Annotated in this window: 16 protein-coding genes; 4 read left to right on the top strand and 12 right to left on the bottom strand. The window is 59.2% G+C overall.

Features of this window, described 5'->3' with window-relative positions; genetic code table 11:
- Positions 1–233: 233 nt before the first annotated feature.
- The 3 genes from HDE72_RS01950 (at position 234) to rapZ (ending at position 2,692) form a co-directional block, all read left to right on the top strand.
- Positions 234–716 carry a PTS sugar transporter subunit IIA gene (locus tag HDE72_RS01950; RefSeq protein ID WP_183680695.1) on the top strand — a complete coding sequence of 161 codons (483 nt, stop codon included), beginning with the start codon at positions 234–236 and terminating at the stop codon, positions 714–716.
- A gap of 36 nt (positions 717–752) precedes the next feature.
- Positions 753–1,688 carry an HPr(Ser) kinase/phosphatase gene (gene hprK / locus HDE72_RS01945; protein WP_183680697.1) on the top strand — a complete coding sequence of 312 codons (936 nt, stop codon included), beginning with the start codon at positions 753–755 and terminating at the stop codon, positions 1,686–1,688.
- A 140-nt stretch (positions 1,689–1,828) separates the two neighbouring features.
- Positions 1,829–2,692, top strand: coding sequence for an RNase adapter RapZ (gene rapZ / locus HDE72_RS01940; RefSeq protein ID WP_183737034.1), 864 nt, complete (start codon positions 1,829–1,831; stop codon positions 2,690–2,692).
- 83 nt (positions 2,693–2,775) lie between these two features.
- Here the strand turns inward: rapZ and hpf are convergent, their stop codons facing one another.
- From hpf to HDE72_RS01905, 7 genes are all read right to left on the bottom strand, one after another.
- Positions 2,776–3,135, bottom strand: a complete 360-nt coding sequence (hpf, locus tag HDE72_RS01935; protein ID WP_183737033.1) for a ribosome hibernation-promoting factor, HPF/YfiA family — start codon at positions 3,133–3,135, stop codon at positions 2,776–2,778.
- Positions 3,136–3,204: 69 nt separating this feature from the next.
- Positions 3,205–4,683: an RNA polymerase factor sigma-54 gene (locus HDE72_RS01930; protein WP_183737032.1), complete on the bottom strand. Its 1,479-nt coding sequence runs from the start codon at positions 4,681–4,683 to the stop codon at positions 3,205–3,207.
- 4 nt (positions 4,684–4,687) lie between these two features.
- Complete coding sequence (gene lptB / locus HDE72_RS01925; protein WP_183737031.1) at positions 4,688–5,443, bottom strand: LPS export ABC transporter ATP-binding protein; 756 nt, start codon at positions 5,441–5,443, stop codon at positions 4,688–4,690.
- Positions 5,443–6,063, bottom strand: a complete 621-nt coding sequence (lptA, locus tag HDE72_RS01920) for a lipopolysaccharide transport periplasmic protein LptA (RefSeq protein WP_183737030.1) — start codon at positions 6,061–6,063, stop codon at positions 5,443–5,445. Before lptA ends, lptB begins: the two co-directional genes overlap by 1 nt.
- A gap of 26 nt (positions 6,064–6,089) precedes the next feature.
- Positions 6,090–6,701 carry an LPS export ABC transporter periplasmic protein LptC gene (gene lptC, locus HDE72_RS01915; RefSeq protein WP_260176356.1) on the bottom strand — a complete coding sequence of 204 codons (612 nt, stop codon included), beginning with the start codon at positions 6,699–6,701 and terminating at the stop codon, positions 6,090–6,092.
- Between the two features lie 45 nt (positions 6,702–6,746).
- The gene (locus HDE72_RS01910) at positions 6,747–7,280 is read right to left on the bottom strand and encodes a KdsC family phosphatase (RefSeq protein WP_183737029.1); all 534 of its coding nucleotides are present in this window, start codon (positions 7,278–7,280) and stop codon (positions 6,747–6,749) included.
- The gene (locus HDE72_RS01905) at positions 7,280–8,290 is read right to left on the bottom strand and encodes a KpsF/GutQ family sugar-phosphate isomerase (RefSeq protein ID WP_183737028.1); all 1,011 of its coding nucleotides are present in this window, start codon (positions 8,288–8,290) and stop codon (positions 7,280–7,282) included. Before HDE72_RS01905 ends, HDE72_RS01910 begins: the two co-directional genes overlap by 1 nt.
- A 109-nt stretch (positions 8,291–8,399) precedes the next feature.
- Here HDE72_RS01905 and HDE72_RS01900 point away from each other — a divergent pair, with 109 nt between their 5' ends.
- Complete coding sequence (locus HDE72_RS01900; protein ID WP_183737027.1) at positions 8,400–10,379, top strand: monovalent cation:proton antiporter family protein; 1,980 nt, start codon at positions 8,400–8,402, stop codon at positions 10,377–10,379.
- A gap of 5 nt (positions 10,380–10,384) precedes the next feature.
- On the opposite strand, the gene HDE72_RS01895 is transcribed toward HDE72_RS01900, so the two are convergent.
- From HDE72_RS01895 to pth, 5 genes are all read right to left on the bottom strand, one after another.
- Entirely contained in the window at positions 10,385–11,575 is a 1,191-nt protein-coding gene (locus tag HDE72_RS01895; protein ID WP_183737026.1) for a GGDEF domain-containing protein, read from the bottom strand.
- 37 nt (positions 11,576–11,612) lie between these two features.
- Positions 11,613–12,464 carry an MOSC domain-containing protein gene (locus HDE72_RS01890; protein WP_183737025.1) on the bottom strand — a complete coding sequence of 284 codons (852 nt, stop codon included), beginning with the start codon at positions 12,462–12,464 and terminating at the stop codon, positions 11,613–11,615.
- Positions 12,465–12,585: 121 nt separating this feature from the next.
- On the bottom strand, positions 12,586–13,680 hold the full coding sequence (locus HDE72_RS01885) for a type II asparaginase (RefSeq protein ID WP_183737024.1): 1,095 nt from the start codon (positions 13,678–13,680) through the stop codon (positions 12,586–12,588).
- A gap of 153 nt (positions 13,681–13,833) precedes the next feature.
- Positions 13,834–14,925 carry a redox-regulated ATPase YchF gene (ychF, locus tag HDE72_RS01880; RefSeq protein WP_183737023.1) on the bottom strand — a complete coding sequence of 364 codons (1,092 nt, stop codon included), beginning with the start codon at positions 14,923–14,925 and terminating at the stop codon, positions 13,834–13,836.
- Positions 14,926–15,138: 213 nt separating this feature from the next.
- On the bottom strand, positions 15,139–15,723 hold the full coding sequence (gene pth / locus HDE72_RS01875) for an aminoacyl-tRNA hydrolase (protein WP_183737022.1): 585 nt from the start codon (positions 15,721–15,723) through the stop codon (positions 15,139–15,141).
- Positions 15,724–15,741: the final 18 nt, after the last annotated feature.

Genomic DNA, 15,741 nt, shown 5'->3' with positions numbered 1-15,741 from the left:
CGGAAAATTGTCTTTCTGCGACCGAAAAACCGGAAAGACATTCGTTTTCAATCAAGAAATAGCTAATTCGCCTTGGTGTTATTTTTTAAATAATGCAAGGATGCCGCGTACACGAGCGCCCACTGCGCCTCAAGCGGGCGTATACTGTCGAGAATTGGCGTTACAGGCCACGAAAACAGGCCTATAATTCGGCTCGCAAGCCCTCTGCGCATTGCACCATTTCACTGAGTGTCATGACTAATCTTAGCAAAATACTATCCATCGAAAACGTCCTTCTGGACCTGGAAGTCTCCAGCAAAAAGCGCGCTTTCGAGCAAGCCGGCCTGATCTTCGAAAACAATTACGGCATCGCCCGCTCCACCGTCTCGGACAACCTGTTTGCCCGCGAACGGCTGGGCTCGACCGGTCTGGGTCATGGCGTGGCCGTGCCGCATGGCAGGGTCAAGGGCAGCAAGACCCTGAAAGCGCCGCTGGGCGCCTTCGTGCGCCTGGCCGAGCCGATACCATTCGAGTCGCCGGACGGAAAACCGGTCAACCTGTTGTTTTTCCTGCTGATTCCAGATCACGTGACGCAGCAACATCTGGAAATCCTGTCGGAAATCGCTGAAATGTTTTCCGACGACGCCTTCCGTACGGCCCTGGCCACCGATCCCGATCCGAAATCGGTGCATAACCGCATCATCAATTGGCAACCCAGCTTGCAGGCGGCAGGTTAAACTTCAGGTATTCCTCCACTCCTGAAGAAGACCGCCATGTTGCAAACGCCGCTGACGATACAACGCCTGTACGACGATAATCGTGAAAGCCTGCAACTGGGCTGGTTCGCCGGCTTCCCTGGCGGCGAACGCCTGATCTCTGGCGATGTCTCTTCTGCGGCCGACCAGGTCGGCCACTTGAACCTGATACACCCGGGCCGCATCCAGGTGTTTGGCCATCAGGAAATCAATTATTACCAGCGCCTCAAGGTCAACACGCGTACTCACGTGATCGGTGAGCTGATCGCTGGCGGCCCGCCGGCGCTGATCATCGCGCAAGGCCTGGAAACGCCGCCCGACATCCTCGCCATTTGCGACGAGCAAAATATCCCCTTGTTTTCAACCCCGCTGCCGGCCGCGCAAGTGATCGACTTCCTGCGCGTCTACCTGTCGAAAAAGCTGGCGCAACGCATTATCATGCACGGCGTGTTCATGGACGTGCTGGGCGTGGGCGTGCTGATCACGGGCGACTCGGGCCTGGGCAAGAGCGAGCTGGGCCTGGAGCTGATCTCGCGCAGCCACGGCCTGGTGGCCGACGACGCCGTCGAATTCTCGCGCATCGCACCGAACATGATCGAAGGACGCTGCCCGCCGCTGCTGCAAAACCTGCTCGAAGTGCGCGGCCTGGGTTTGCTCGACATCAAGGCCATCTTTGGTGAAACGGCCGTGCGCCGCAAGATGCGATTGAAACTGATCGTCCACCTGGTACGCCGCAATGCGCTGGAAGAAGAAGTAGAACGCCTGCCCTTTTTGTTCCCCACCGAAGACGTGCTGGGCCTGCCCATCCGCAAGGTCGTGATCCCCGTCGCCGCCGGCCGCAACATCGCCGTGCTGCTGGAAGCAGCCGTGCGCAACACCATCTTGCAACTGCGGGGGATCGATACCTTGCAGGAGTTCATGGAGCGCCAACGCCTCGCCATGAGTGGCGATTAAAACTGGGGTCTATTGAGCCGCTGGCCACCTTCCGTCAACCACAGGATCTGGTGCAAACAACGCTGTGTTCAAGTTGCAATAATTTGTAAAGATAGTGGCTATGGGGGCAGAGGATCGATCTTTATTGTATGATCGCCCCTATGCATATCGTCCTTATCACCGGAATATCCGGCTCCGGTAAATCTGTCGCACTCAATGTGCTGGAAGATGCTGGCTACTATTGCGTCGACAACCTGCCGCCTGCCTTGCTGCCCAGCCTGGTACAAACCCTGCTCGATGAAAGCACGCCGCAACTGGCGGTGGCGGTCGATGCGCGCAGCGCCGAGTCCTTGGTCAGCCTGCCGCACAATGTGGCCTTGCTGCGCGACCAGGGACATGATGTCAAGGTCATGTTCCTGACAGCCACCACGCATGCGCTGGTAGCGCGTTTTTCTGAAACGCGGCGCAGCCATCCCCTGTCGCACGAATTGCGGCCCAACCAGAATCCGGCCAGCCGCCGCACCTTGATCGAATGCATTTCGGAAGAACGTGAACGCCTGTCGACCATCGAACAGCTCGGTCATCTGATCGACACGTCGGAACTGAGCGCGAACAAGCTGCGTGCCTGGATCAAGGATATCGTCGCTTCCGAGCGCGCCCCGCTGACCCTGTTTTTCGAATCGTTCGCCTTCAAGCTGGGCGTGCCGCTCGACGCTGATTTCGTCTTCGATGTGCGGGCCTTGCCCAACCCCTATTACGACTTGACGCTACGCCCTCTCGATGGCCGCGATGGACCTGTGATCGCCTTCCTCGACGCCCAGCCCAGCGCAATTGAATTGCTGGGCGATATACGTGCCTTCATCGAAAAATGGTTGCCGTCCTTTAAGTCCGACAACCGCAGCTATCTGACCGTGGCCTTGGGCTGCACAGGTGGACAACACCGTTCCGTCTACATGGCAGAACGGCTGGCACACTATTTCAGCGAACAGGAACGGGTGGTGCTGCGCCATCGCGAACGTACGTGATGTAAAAATAGACACGCCATAAAAGCAAAAAAGGGCGCATATGCGCCCTTAGTTTTGATCACAACGGTGGGAAGCGGCTGGCCTTAGACGGCGATGGCGGCTTCTTCTGTGTTGTCTGGCAGATGCTTGATCGCCTCTTTACCGTGCCCTTGCACTTTGGTTTTGTACTTCATCACCTGCCGGTCCAGCTTGTCGATCAGGGTATCGATGGCAGCATACAGGTCTTGCGCCAGGCTTTCCACATACACGGTCTTGCCACTCAGACGCAAATTGACTTCGGCCTTTTGACGTTTAGCCTTCTCTTTGAGGTTGTCGACGGTCAGAATCACGGCAATATCGATAACTTGATCGAAATGACGTTTTACACGCTCCAGTTTCGTTTGTACGTATTCACGAATGGCTGGTGTCACTTCAAGATGATGTCCGCTGATGGTGAGATTCATACACACTCCTAAAGATGATCGGGTTCATGCGGAGTCCATCGTGTCCGACCCGTAGAGGAACCGAAAAAACTACAAAGACTTACGCAGGCTCACTGGCGGAATTTTCAACGCTTCCCGGTATTTGGCAACAGTACGTCGCGCAATCACCATGCCTTGTTCCCCCAGCATGTCCGCAATCTTACTGTCGGATAAAGGATTTTTTGTGTCTTCTGCTCCTGTCAGTTGCACGATCAGTGCCCGTATCGCCGTTGACGATGCCTCGCCCCCCGCTTCGGTGGCAACATGGCTACCAAAAAAATATTTCAACTCAAACATGCCATGCGGGGTCAGCATGTACTTTTGGGTTGTTACCCGCGAGATAGTACTCTCGTGTAAACCCAGTGTATCAGCTATTTCGCGGAGCACAAGGGGGCGCATGGCGACGGCGCCGTGCGAGAAAAAATTCTTTTGCCGTTCTACTATCGCTTGCGCCACGCGCAATATCGTGTCGAAACGCTGGCGCATATTCTTGATCAGCCACTTGGCTTCCTGCAACTGCACGCCCATGGCGCCCTCACCCTTGCCCTGCTTGAGCAGGTTGGCATACATGGCGTTCACGCGCAGGCGCGGCATGACATCGTTGTTCAGCGTGACTTGCCAGCCATGGCGGCCGCGCTTGACCACCACATCCGGCACCACATAATCGGACACGTCGGAAGCAAACACGGCGCCCGGATGCGGGTTGCACTGGCGAATCACTACTTGTGCTTCACGCAAGTCTTCCTCATCGCAGTTGAGGGCTTTTTTCAGCTTGTTGAAGTCGCGCTGGGCAAACCAGGCCAGGTGTTTTTCCACGATGGCCAGGGCCATGCGCCTGGTGACCAGGGCAATCTGTGGCAGGCGGCGAATTTGCAGCGCCAGGCATTCGGAAGCATTGCGCGCGCCCACGCCCGGCGGATCGAAACTTTGCAGCAGCACCAGGGCCGTGCGCAATTCGTCGGCGTCGATGTCTAGCTCTTCGGGCAAACGCGCCAGGATATCGTCAAGCGGCTCTTCCAGATAGCCATTGTCGTCGAGCGCGTCGATGATCAGTTCGACCAGCGCGCGATCGCGCAATTCCAGCACCGTCACGCGCATTTGTTCCATCAAATGTTCGCGCAGAGTGCAGTGATGGGCTTCGAGTTGTGGGCGCGCATCGTCGTCCTCGGGCGCCTTGCCCCGGCTCGCTTCGCTCCAGTCACTGTCGCCCGTGTCCGAAGCAGCCGTGGCTTCGCCCGTGTCGCCCTCGTAGCCATCGGCTTCGGCAGGCGCTGCCGGCGCGTCCTGGCTGGGTGGCTGGGGCGGCGCTTCCGCTGGCGCGGCGGTGGAACTCAAGGCGCCGTCGGACAGCAGGCGCAGCGAACGGTCGAGCGGATCGTCGAGGCGCTCGAGCAGCGGGTTGTCCGTCAGCAGTTGTTCCAGCTCTTGGTGCAATTCCAGTGTGGACAGTTGCAACAGGCGTATCGATTGTTGCAACTGCGGCGTCAATGCCAAGTGCTGCGAAGTGCGCAGCTGCAATGATTGTTTCATTGGCTCACATACGGAAGTGTTCGCCCAGATAGACCCGGCGTACCGACTCGTTGGCGATGATGTCATCGGGACGTCCCGACGCCAGCACTGAGCCCTGGTTGATGATGTAGGCGCGGTCGCAAATACCCAGCGTTTCGCGCACATTATGATCGGTGATCAGCACGCCGATATTGCGCTCCTTCAAGAAACGCACAATGCGCTGGATCTCGATCACGGCGATCGGGTCGACGCCGGCAAACGGTTCATCGAGCAGCACGAAACGGGGATCGGTCGCCAGCGCGCGGGCGATTTCCACCCGGCGGCGCTCGCCGCCCGACAGGGACAGTGCCGGGTTTTCGCGCAGCTTTTCAATCTGCAAGTCGGCCAGCAGCTTATTCAGGCGTTCTTCGATTTCCGCCTTTTTCAAGGGACGGCCTTCGACGGTCTGGATTTCCAGCACGGCGCGGATATTGTCTTCCACCGTCAGCTTGCGGAAGACCGACGCTTCCTGCGGCAGATACGACAAGCCCATCTGCGCGCGGCGGTGTATCGGCAGGCTGGAGATGTCCACCCCGCTGATATCGATAGTGCCGCCGTCCGACGGCACCAGGCCGACGATCATATAGAAGGAGGTGGTCTTGCCGGCGCCATTAGGACCCAGCAAGCCGACGACTTCGCCGCATTCGACTTGCAGCGAGACATCATGCACGACCTGGCGCTTGCCATAGGTTTTTTGCAGCCCTTTCACGATCAGGGTGCTGCCGCAACGTATATTTTCCATTATTTCTTTCCTGGCGCAGGCGTAGCTGGTACCGATGCCGCCGGCGTGGACGAGGACGCGGCGGGAGCAGCCGGCGCCTTGTTCTTCGGCTGGATCACCATGCGCACGCTGCCGCCGCCCGGGATGGTGCTGCCGCTATCCGTATTTTCCATATTGAACAGTTCATTGCGGCTGTCATAGGAAATGAAAGCGCCATTGGCCACATCGGTCGGTTTCTTGCCTTCCAGGCGCGTCAGCTTGGCTTTCGAGAACAGCTTCACCACTTCCGTCTTGTTATTGTATTCCACGCGTTCGGCTTCGCCTTCTACCCACAGGTCGCCTTCGCCGTCGCGCTTCTGGCGGAAGGTGGCCAGCTTGCCGGTTTCCGCCCAGAAGGTGATGAACTGGTAGCCCTGCGGGTCTTCCGTGATCACGGCGCGGCCGGCTTTCATGGTCAGGGTGCCCTTCACCAGCACCACATTGCCCGTCAGGGTGCGCACCTGCTTGACGTCATCAACCTGGCCACGCTCGGCGGTGATCACGGCTTCTTTCTCCGAGTCCGCCTTTTCGGCACGCGCCGCACCGACCATGCCCAGCGAACATACAGTCGACAACAAGGTCAACAGCAAGATTTTTTTCATTTTATGATTTCCTTATTAGCATACTGTCATTTTGCTGCTGCAGGCTTGCGCGGCGCTGGCGGGTAGACGATGCGCACATTCTGCTGCACATCCACCACGCTGGTCGCATTATTGGCCTTCATGCCCACGCCCGTGACATGCGAGGTGCCCAGCAGCATATCGACCGGCACGGCCGTTTCCATCCGTTCTTCATCGGGAAAAACCGTCAAGGCCTCGGTCTTGAGCGTCATGTTCTGACTCCTGGGACTGGCCACGCGATCGATCACCACATTGCGGTACAACTGCAGCCGCGTATTGCCCTGGTCGATATGGGCCAGTTCGGCATTCATATTCAAGGGCGGCAAATCCGGACTGATCTTGCGCACGAAGGGATGGTCGATATCGGACGAATCATCGGCCGGGTAATGCGTCAGCTTGGTGCCCGATACGATATAGCTGGGTTTCCCCTGCAAATCCATGCGTACCACGCTGAAATTGGTGACGAAATAGTCAGGCTCGTTCAAATGCTTGCTGGCATTGATTTCCTGGCTATTGCGGTTCATCAGCTCCAGCAGCCAAAAACTGCCGAGCGCAAACACGACCGCTCCCAGCACGGTCCACGCCATGCGCCAGCGATGGGCGCCTACAGACTTGCTCATAGTAAGGCACTTTCCATGATGATGCTGCTTGCTAAGGCCATGGCCTTACTCCAGGAACGGCGCCATGACGCGCTCGTAACTACCCTGTGCACGCAGCAGGAATTCGCAAATCTCGCGCACCGCACCGTTGCCGCCACCGGCCTGTGTCACCAGATGCGCCAGGGCGTGCGCTTCCGGACGGCCGCCCGGCACGCTGACGGCAAAGCCGACGCGCTTGAGCAGGGGCACATCGACGACATCGTCGCCGATATAGCCGCACTGCTCTTCGGTCAAGCCCGTCAGCGCCAGCAATTCGAGAAATGGCGTCAGCTTGTCATGCCCGCCCTGGTGTACATGGGTAAAACCCAGGTCTTGCGCACGGCGCGCCGTGATCGCCGAGCGGCGCGCACTGATGATGGCCGTCTGCACGCCGGACTCCTGCAGCAGCTTGATACCCAGGCCATCGTGCACATTAAACGTTTTCATCATTTCGCCGTCCGGGCCGAAATGCAGGCTGCCGTCGGTGAGCACGCCATCGACGTCAAAAATCATCAGTTTGATCCTGGCGGCCCGCGCCAGGTTGTCTGCCACGCTATCCATCAAATCACCTTCGCTTGCGTCAAATCATGAATATGCAGGGCGCCGACCAGCTTGCCACCGGCATCGACCACCAGCATCTGGTTGATGCGGTACTGTTCCATCACGGCCACGGCATCCACCGCCAGGCGTTCCGGCGCGATGCTACGCGGCTGCGCATGCATGACGTCGCGGATGGCCACTTGCGTGAAATCCTGCACGCGTTCGAACATGCGGCGCAGATCGCCATCGGTAAACACGCCGACCGGACGGTTGTCGCCATCGACGATGGCCGTCATGCCCATGCCCTTCTTCGTCATTTCTTCCAGCGCCTGCAGCAGCGACGCTTCCACCGGCACTTTCGGCACCTGCTCGCCGCTGCGCATCACGTCATGCACATGGGTCAGCAAACGGCGGCCCAGGGCGCCTCCCGGATGCGAACGGGCAAAATCCTCTTCCTTGAAACCGCGCAAATCGAGCAAGGCGACGGCAATCGCATCGCCCAAGGCCAGGGTCACGGTGGTGCTGGCCGTTGGCGCCAGGTTCAGCGGGCAGGCTTCTTTTTCAACCGAAATATCGAGGTGCACATCAGCCAATTGGGCCAGGCTGGAATGGGGTTTGCCCGTCATGGCGATCAATACGCCGCCCATGCGCTTGACGACCGGCATGATGGCCATCAGTTCTGCCGATTCGCCCGAATACGAAATCGCGATAAACGCGTCTTCCGAGGTGACCATGCCCAGGTCGCCATGGGCCGCTTCGGCCGGATGCACGAACATGGCCGGCGTGCCCGTCGAGGACAGGGTGGCGGCAATCTTGCGCGCAATATGGCCCGATTTGCCGATGCCGGACACGACCACGCGGCCTTTACATTCCAGCAACAGCGCCACGGCGCGGCCCACGCTATCGTCCGTTGCCAGCCGTGCATCGAGCGCAACGATGGCGTCAGACTCGATCTGCAAGGTGGTGCGCGCCAGGGCCACGGCACGCTCGGTTGTGGCTTTCATGTCAATTCGATCAAAAGCTTTCAGCATTGTTTTTTCATGGGTTACACTCATGCGCAAAGTATAAACGAATTAGGAAAGCAAAAAACTTGCCAGTCGTAACAAACAACGATTTCCACTGACCTTCCAGGGCAACCTCATGTTTTCCTCGCTAGAATTGACCCTGATGCTACTCGGCAGCGCCGTGCTGGGCGTGGTTGCTTTCAGAATGTTGCATTTACCGCCAATGCTGGGCTATCTGGCCGTTGGCATCGTCATCGGCCCCCATGCACTGGGCCTGGCGGCCGAAAACGAAGCCAGCCATACCCTGGCAGAATTCGGCGTCGTCTTTCTGATGTTTTCCATCGGACTCGAGTTTTCGCTACCCAAGTTTCTCGCCATGCGGCGCATCGTGTTTGGCCTGGGGATGGCGCAGGTGGTCACCACGATCGTCGCCACCGTCGTCTTCGGCTGGATCGTGGAACGCACCCTGTCGGCCTATATACAGATGAGCTGGCAAGCGGCGTTTGCCCTGGGCGGTGCGCTGGCCATGTCGTCGACGGCCATCGTCTCGAAAATGCTGACGGAGCGGCTGGAACTGGAAAGCGAGCACGGGCGCAAGATCATCGGCATCCTGCTATTCCAGGACCTGGCCGTGGTGCCGCTGCTGATCCTGATTCCCGCCCTGACCCGCGACTCCGAAACCCTGGCAGAAACCCTGCTGTGGGCAGGTGGCAAGGCGCTCATCGTGCTGATCATGCTGCTGTTCATCGGCCAAAAGCTGGTGCGTGGCTGGCTGACCATCGTTGCCAAGCGCCGCTCACAAGAGTTGTTCATGCTCAACCTGCTCTTGATCACCCTGGGCGCGGCCTGGATCACCGAGCGCGCCGGCCTGTCGCTGGCTCTGGGCGCCTTTGTGGCCGGCATGTTGATTTCCGAGACGGAATTCAAGCACCAGGTGGAAGAAGACATCAAACCGTTCCGCGATGTGCTGCTGGGGCTGTTCTTCATTACCGTCGGCATGCTGCTCAATATCCGCGTGGTAATCGACAACTGGACGCTGGTCTTGCTGCTGCTATGCGTCCCCGTGCTGCTGAAATTCGCCCTGATCACAGGATTGGCCAAGCTGTTCGGCTCGTCGACGGGCGTGTCGATGCGCACAGGCCTGGCACTGGCCCAGGCCGGCGAATTCGGCTTCGTGCTGCTGAACCTGGCCGGCGGCATCAAGCTGATGGACCCGTTCGTGGTGCAAGTGGTGCTGGCGGCGATGGTGCTGTCGATGCTGGTGGCGCCTTTGATCATCGCCAAATCGGACGCTATCGTCATGAAACTGGCCGCCAATGACTGGATGATGCAATCGCTGGCCCTGACCAAGATCGCCACGCGCACGATGGCCGCGCAGCAGCATGTGCTGATCGCCGGCTTCGGGCGCAGCGGGCAAAGCCTGGCGACCTTGCTGACGGAAGAACACATCGAATACCACGCGCTGGACCTGGACCCGGAGCGGGTGCAGGAAGCGCAACTGGCCGGCGCCCACGTATCGTATGGCGATGCGGGCCGGCGCGAAAGCCTGGTGGCCGCCGGTATTTACCGGGCCAGCGCGGTGGTGATTACCTATGCCAATACACCGGCTGCCTTGAAACTATTGCATTTGCTCAACGATATGGCGCCCACCGTGCCTGTCATCGTACGCAGCTATGACGATAGCGACCTCGACCAGCTGCGCGATGCAGGCGCGGCCGAAGTGGTGCCGGAGTTGATGGAAGGCAGTTTGATGCTCGCCTCGCATGCGCTGATCATGATGGGCGTGCCGCTGCGCCGTGTGGTGCACCGCGTGCAAGCGGCGCGCGAAGAGCGTTATGCCTCGCTGCGCGGCTACTTCCACGGCGCCAGCGACGCCGGTGACGATGCCGATCTGGAACGTTTGCATACAGTGACGCTCAGCGATGGTGCACAGTGTGTGGGATTGCCGCTCAGCACGGTCGACGTGGCTGGCTGCGGTGCTTTTGTGACGGCCATCCGCCGGGGACGGGGCCGCCTGGAAATAACGCCCGAGACAGAACTGGCCATCGGCGACGTGGTGGTGCTGCGTGGCAGCGCCGATGCGGTGGCGAAGGCGGAAGGCCTGTTGTTACGCTGACACTATCATGAAATCGGCGCCTGCCAGCTGACCACCTGGTTGCGCCCGTTGGCCTTGGCCTGGTACAGGGCCAGGTCCGCATTGGCCACCAGTTGCTGGGAGACCGTTTCCATCGGCTGCAAGATCGATTCACCGTCCAGGCTAGCCACGCCGATGGACACGCTGACCCAGGTTTGCGTGTTGCCAGGCAAGTCGAACATGGTATCGGCGATGCTGGCGCGTATGCGTTCAGCCACGAAACTGGCGCTATCGAGGTCGGCATCGATCAGCAGCACGACGAATTCCTCGCCGCCAAAACGCCCCAGCGCATCGGAACGGCGCAATTCGTGGCGAATACGCGTGGCTACCTCGCGCAACACTTCATCGCCCCCCTGGTGGCCATGCGTGTCATTGACCAATTTAAAATGGTCAATATCGATATACATGCAGGAAATAAAATAGTTCTGGCGGCGCGCGCGCGCGATCTCTTCCAGCAGGCGGCGGTCGATATAGCGGCGGTTATAGACGCCCGTCAGCGAATCGGTCAAGCCTATGTATTTCAGCATTTCATTGCTGATCACGTTTTCCAGGCAGATGGCGATAATCGAGGCCATGTGCTTGATGAAATCCGTCCCCAGCGCGGGCGTAAAACGCGCCGCATCGCTGCTGGCCAGGTTCAGGCTGCCGATCAATCGCTTGTTGCGCAGCAAGGGCACCAGGGCCACGCTGCGCAGGGGCACATCTGCGCCGGGAAAACGTTTGCCATGCAGCGCGGTATCGAAAACGCCCAGCAAGGGCAGCGGCGGCAAGGCCGGCTCGCCTTCCAGCACGGGCGCAGGCGGCGCGAAACCCAGTTCAGCCGGCTCATGCACAAACTGCAGTTGCGGAAAGATGCTGAAATCGACGCCCAGCTTTTCCATCACCAGCAAAATATCGTCTTCCTCATCGAGCAAGCTCAAAGTGACGCCATCGAGGTCGGAAATCACTGGCAAGGTGCGAAAAATCGTGCCTATCAGCTCGGGAAAGGTGGACGCGCTGACAATTTCCAGATCAAACGCCTGGTGCCGGCACATGATGTCATGGTTGCGCTCGACCTGTTCCAGCAAAAAGGCCAGGCGCGCCTGCAGAGTCTGGTTTTCGGCGTCCAGATTGGCAAGTCGTTGCTGCGTAGCCTCATCCTCAGGCTGGCCTGGCACCGGCGATATCGGTTGATTCATCTCAAAAACCTCCAACCCTTCTGTGCAGGCGCGGCACTCAAAATGCCAGTTCGAAACCGACTTCCTGGCCCACGACGATGCGCTCATCGCCACCCTCGGTGACGATGGCGTTCATGCCGAAGCAGATCGCGCCATCGAGTTCAGGCTTGGCACGATAGCCTTGCATCACGTCCAGCGGATCTGGCCCCGGCACACCCGTGGCCTGGTCGACCGAGGGAATCGGGCAACGCGAGCACGGTTTGACGGGTTTGAGCACGGTGGCGCCAAATTGCAGGAAGTCTGCATAATCTTCCTCGAAGGCAGCAATATCGCTGATCACCAGATTAGGCCGGAAACGGTCCATGGCAAGTGCTGGGCGGCCGGCGGCGTGCAATTTTTCATTGACGTCGTCGAGCGAAGCGGCGCCCGCGATCAGCACCGGATAGCCATCGGCAAACATGGTCGAAGCGGCAACACCAGCGGTCCACTTGGTGCTGGTGGGGCGTACCACATCCGGGTGAAAGCGCACCAGCCGGCACGGCACACCGATGGCGTTTGAAAACCAGGTGGCCGTGACTTCGTCGCAATCATAGGCGCGCAGCGTATCGTCCCACACTTGCACTTCCAGCGTGGGCGCCAGTTGCGGGTGGGGCAAGCCCAGTTCCACTTCCAGGCGCAGCATGCCGGGCGCGCGCAGCTCCAGGGTGGTGGCCTTGATGCGCGGCACGATCAGCGCCATGCGCGGATATTCGCGCTGGGTCAAAAAACGCCCGTGCACATCGACCACCATCCATTCCCGGTCATACACGTGCTCGCTCATCAGGCCGGAACGCGTCAGGACCGCCTCGCGCAAGCGGATGCCGGCGCAGGATTTGATGGGATACAGGGTGATGTCGGACAGGAAGGCCATGTGACACGGGGCAGTGCCGCAGCGTCTGCCAATGAATTGTTCAAAGGCGAAGTATGGCAGCAAAGCAGGCCAGCGTAAATCTGCCAGATGGGGCTGACAGGGCGCTGGCCTGGCAAATACGTCAATATGTGTAGAAAATACGCTGGATCTCTTGCGTACTGTTGGTTTTGGTCAAAGCCAGCATCAGCAGGATGCGCGCTTTTTGCGGGTTCAAGGTATCGGACACCACACTATCGAGTTCATCGTCATTGGCTTCGCCATTGCGCGCCACGATGCCCTGGCCAACGCGGCTGGCGCGCACGATCAGCACGCCTTTTTGACGCGCTTCCACCAGCGCCGGCTTGATTTGCGCAGCCACGCTGCCATCGCCCACGCCCGCGTGGATGATGCCCTTGGCGCCTGCGGCGATAAAGGCGTCGATGGCCACGCGGTTCATATTGGCATAGCCATACACGATGTCCACTTGCGGCAGGGAATCGAGTTTGCTGATATCGAATTCGCTGTCCGCCGTGTGCTTGCGGGTGGACTGGCGATAAAAGAACGGTTTGCTGCCCTGGATATAGCCCAGCATGCCCAGTTCGGTCGACTTGAAGGTGTCGGTGGTCGAGGTATTCGTCTTGGTCACTTCGCGCGCTGCATTGATCTGGTCATTCAAGGCCACCAGCACGCCCTTGCCCACGGCTTCTTTGCTGCCTGCCAACAACACGGCGTTGTACAGATTGATGGGGCCGTCAGCGGAAATGGCCGTCGATGGACGCATGGCGCCCACGACCACCACCGGTTTGTTGCTTTTCACCGTCAGGTTCAGGAAATAGGCGGTTTCTTCGATGGTGTCCGTGCCGTGCGTCACGACCACGCCATCGACATCCGGCGAGGCCAGCAGCACATTGATGCGCTTGGCCAGCACCAGCCAGTGTTCATTGCCCATGCTTTCGCTGGCGATCTGGAACACTTGCTCGCCTTTTACATTGGCGACTTTTTTCAATTCCGGCACGGCCGCGATCAAGCGGTCGACGCCCACCGTGGCCGAGGTATAGCCCACGGTCGTGGTGCTGTCGGCGCCGCTACCGGCAATCGTGCCGCCCGTGGCCAGGATCACCACATTGGGCAATTTGGCGGCGACCGCTTCGGCGCGCGCGGGCGTAGTGGCGACAAAACTGATCAGCACAGTGGCCAGCATCAGCTGCGCGCACGATTGGAATTTGCGTAAAAACATGGTGCTCCTGTTGATTAATATGGCAAAGATAAGGAAGTCGTGCGCAAATTATATGTCATCAAGCAATACCGGCATGGCGATTTCACAAGCGTGGCGCGCCCATGAAAAAACCCGCCGCAGCGGGTTTTTGGGTGCAGGAAAGAAGACCTGTAATTAAACGTTGAACAAGAAGTTCAGCACGTCGCCATCCTTGACGATGTATTCCTTGCCTTCGGCGCGCATCTTGCCCACTTCCTTGGCGCCGGCTTCGCCCTTGAAGGCGATGTAGTCGTCATAGGCGATGGTTTGCGCACGGATGAAGCCGCGTTCGAAGTCGGTGTGGATCACGCCGGCTGCTTGTGGCGCGGTGGCGCCGACCGGCACGGTCCAGGCGCGGACTTCTTTCACGCCAGCGGTGAAGTAGGTTTGCAGGCCCAGCAGCTTGTAGGCGGCACGGATCAAGCGGTCCAGGCCTGGCTCTTGCATGCCCATGTCGCTCAGGAAAGCTTCCTTGTCGGCATCGTCCAGATCGGCAATTTCCGCTTCCAGCGACGCGCAGATGGCGACGATAGGGGCGTTTTGCGATTTTGCGTATTCGGTCAGTTGATCCAGCAGCGGATTGTTGGTGAAGCCCGTGTCGGACACGTTGGCCACGAACATGGCCGGCTTGGCCGTGATCAGGCACAAAGGCTTGATCAGTTCCATTTCGTCGGCGTCCAGGCCCATCGCGCGCACTGGCTTGGCGTCGTTCAGGTAAGGCATCATGCGTTCCATGATGGCCAGCAGCTTGGCGGCGTCCTTGTCGCCCGAACGGGCTTTCTTGTTTTCGCGGTGGATGGCTTTTTCCACGGTGCCCATGTCGGCCAGCGCCAGTTCGGTCTGGATGACTTCGATATCGTCGAGCGGACTGATCTTGCCAGCCACGTGGATGACGTTGTCATCTTCGAAGCAGCGCACGACGTTGACGATGGCGTCCGTTTCGCGGATGTGCGACAGGAACTGGTTGCCCAGGCCCTCGCCCTTCGATGCGCCAGCCACCAGGCCGGCGATGTCGACGAATTCAACGATGGCGTTGACCATGCGTTCCGGCTTGACGATGGCCGCCAGCGCATCCATGCGTGGATCCGGCACTTCAACGACGCCGACGTTAGGCTCGATGGTGCAGAACGGATAGTTTTCAGCCGGGATGCCGGCTTTCGTCAGTGCATTGAACAGGGTGGACTTGCCGACGTTCGGCAAGCCGACGATACCGCATTGGAGACTCATGAAAAACCTTTAATAATCAAAGCACATGGCGCCGCTGATCGGCGTGCTTGCCGTGCTGTTAGGGAAAACGGAGCGTGCGCTCATCGTTTTCCGGGGATGGTGCATATGCCACATAGTCAGGGAGCCATTGTACCCTTGCTGTGCGCGCGACAAAAGCCTGATGATGGGCAAGTAGCGCCAACGCAGGCGCATCTTGCTGGTATCAGACCGGTATCAGGCCGTATGCAGCTTCATCGTCGCCGCTTCAAACTTGCCTTCGATAATCTGCGGCATGACTTGCAGGGATTTTTCGATGGCCTGGTCGATCAGGTCCTGGTCTTCGCGGCGCGGACGGTGCAGCACGAAATCGGCCACTTGCTGCTGCAGGCTCAGGCTGCGCGGATGGCCGATGCCCAGGCGCAAGCGCCAGTAATCCTGCGTGCCCAGCGCGGCCGTGATGTCTTTCAGACCATTGTGGCCACCGGCGGAACCGCCCTTTTTCAGGCGCGCGATACCGGGCATCAAGTCCAGTTCATCATGCACCACCAGCACTTCATCGGCGGCAATCTTGAAAAAGCGCGCCAGGGCGCCCACGGACTGGCCCGAACGGTTCATGAAGGTCAGCGGTTCGAGCAGCCAGACGTCGTTGCCGGCGATGGATGTCTTGGCCAGCATGGCGTTGTAGCGTGTATCGCGCTGCAAGCGGGTGCCGGGCAAGCTGTTGGCCAGGTTGTCCACCAGCCAGAAGCCGGCGTTATGGCGGGTTTGTTCGTATTCGGGACCGGGATTACCGAGGCCGACGATCAGGCGTATGGGCATGATGTTGTCTGCAATGAA

Origin of the sequence: Janthinobacterium saanense, from assembly GCF_014200675.1 — a bacterium.
Taxonomy (GTDB): Bacteria; Pseudomonadota; Gammaproteobacteria; order Burkholderiales; family Burkholderiaceae_D; genus Janthinobacterium.
Note: the sequence above shows the minus strand (reverse complement) of the source record. Positions and strands in the feature narration are given on the sequence as shown.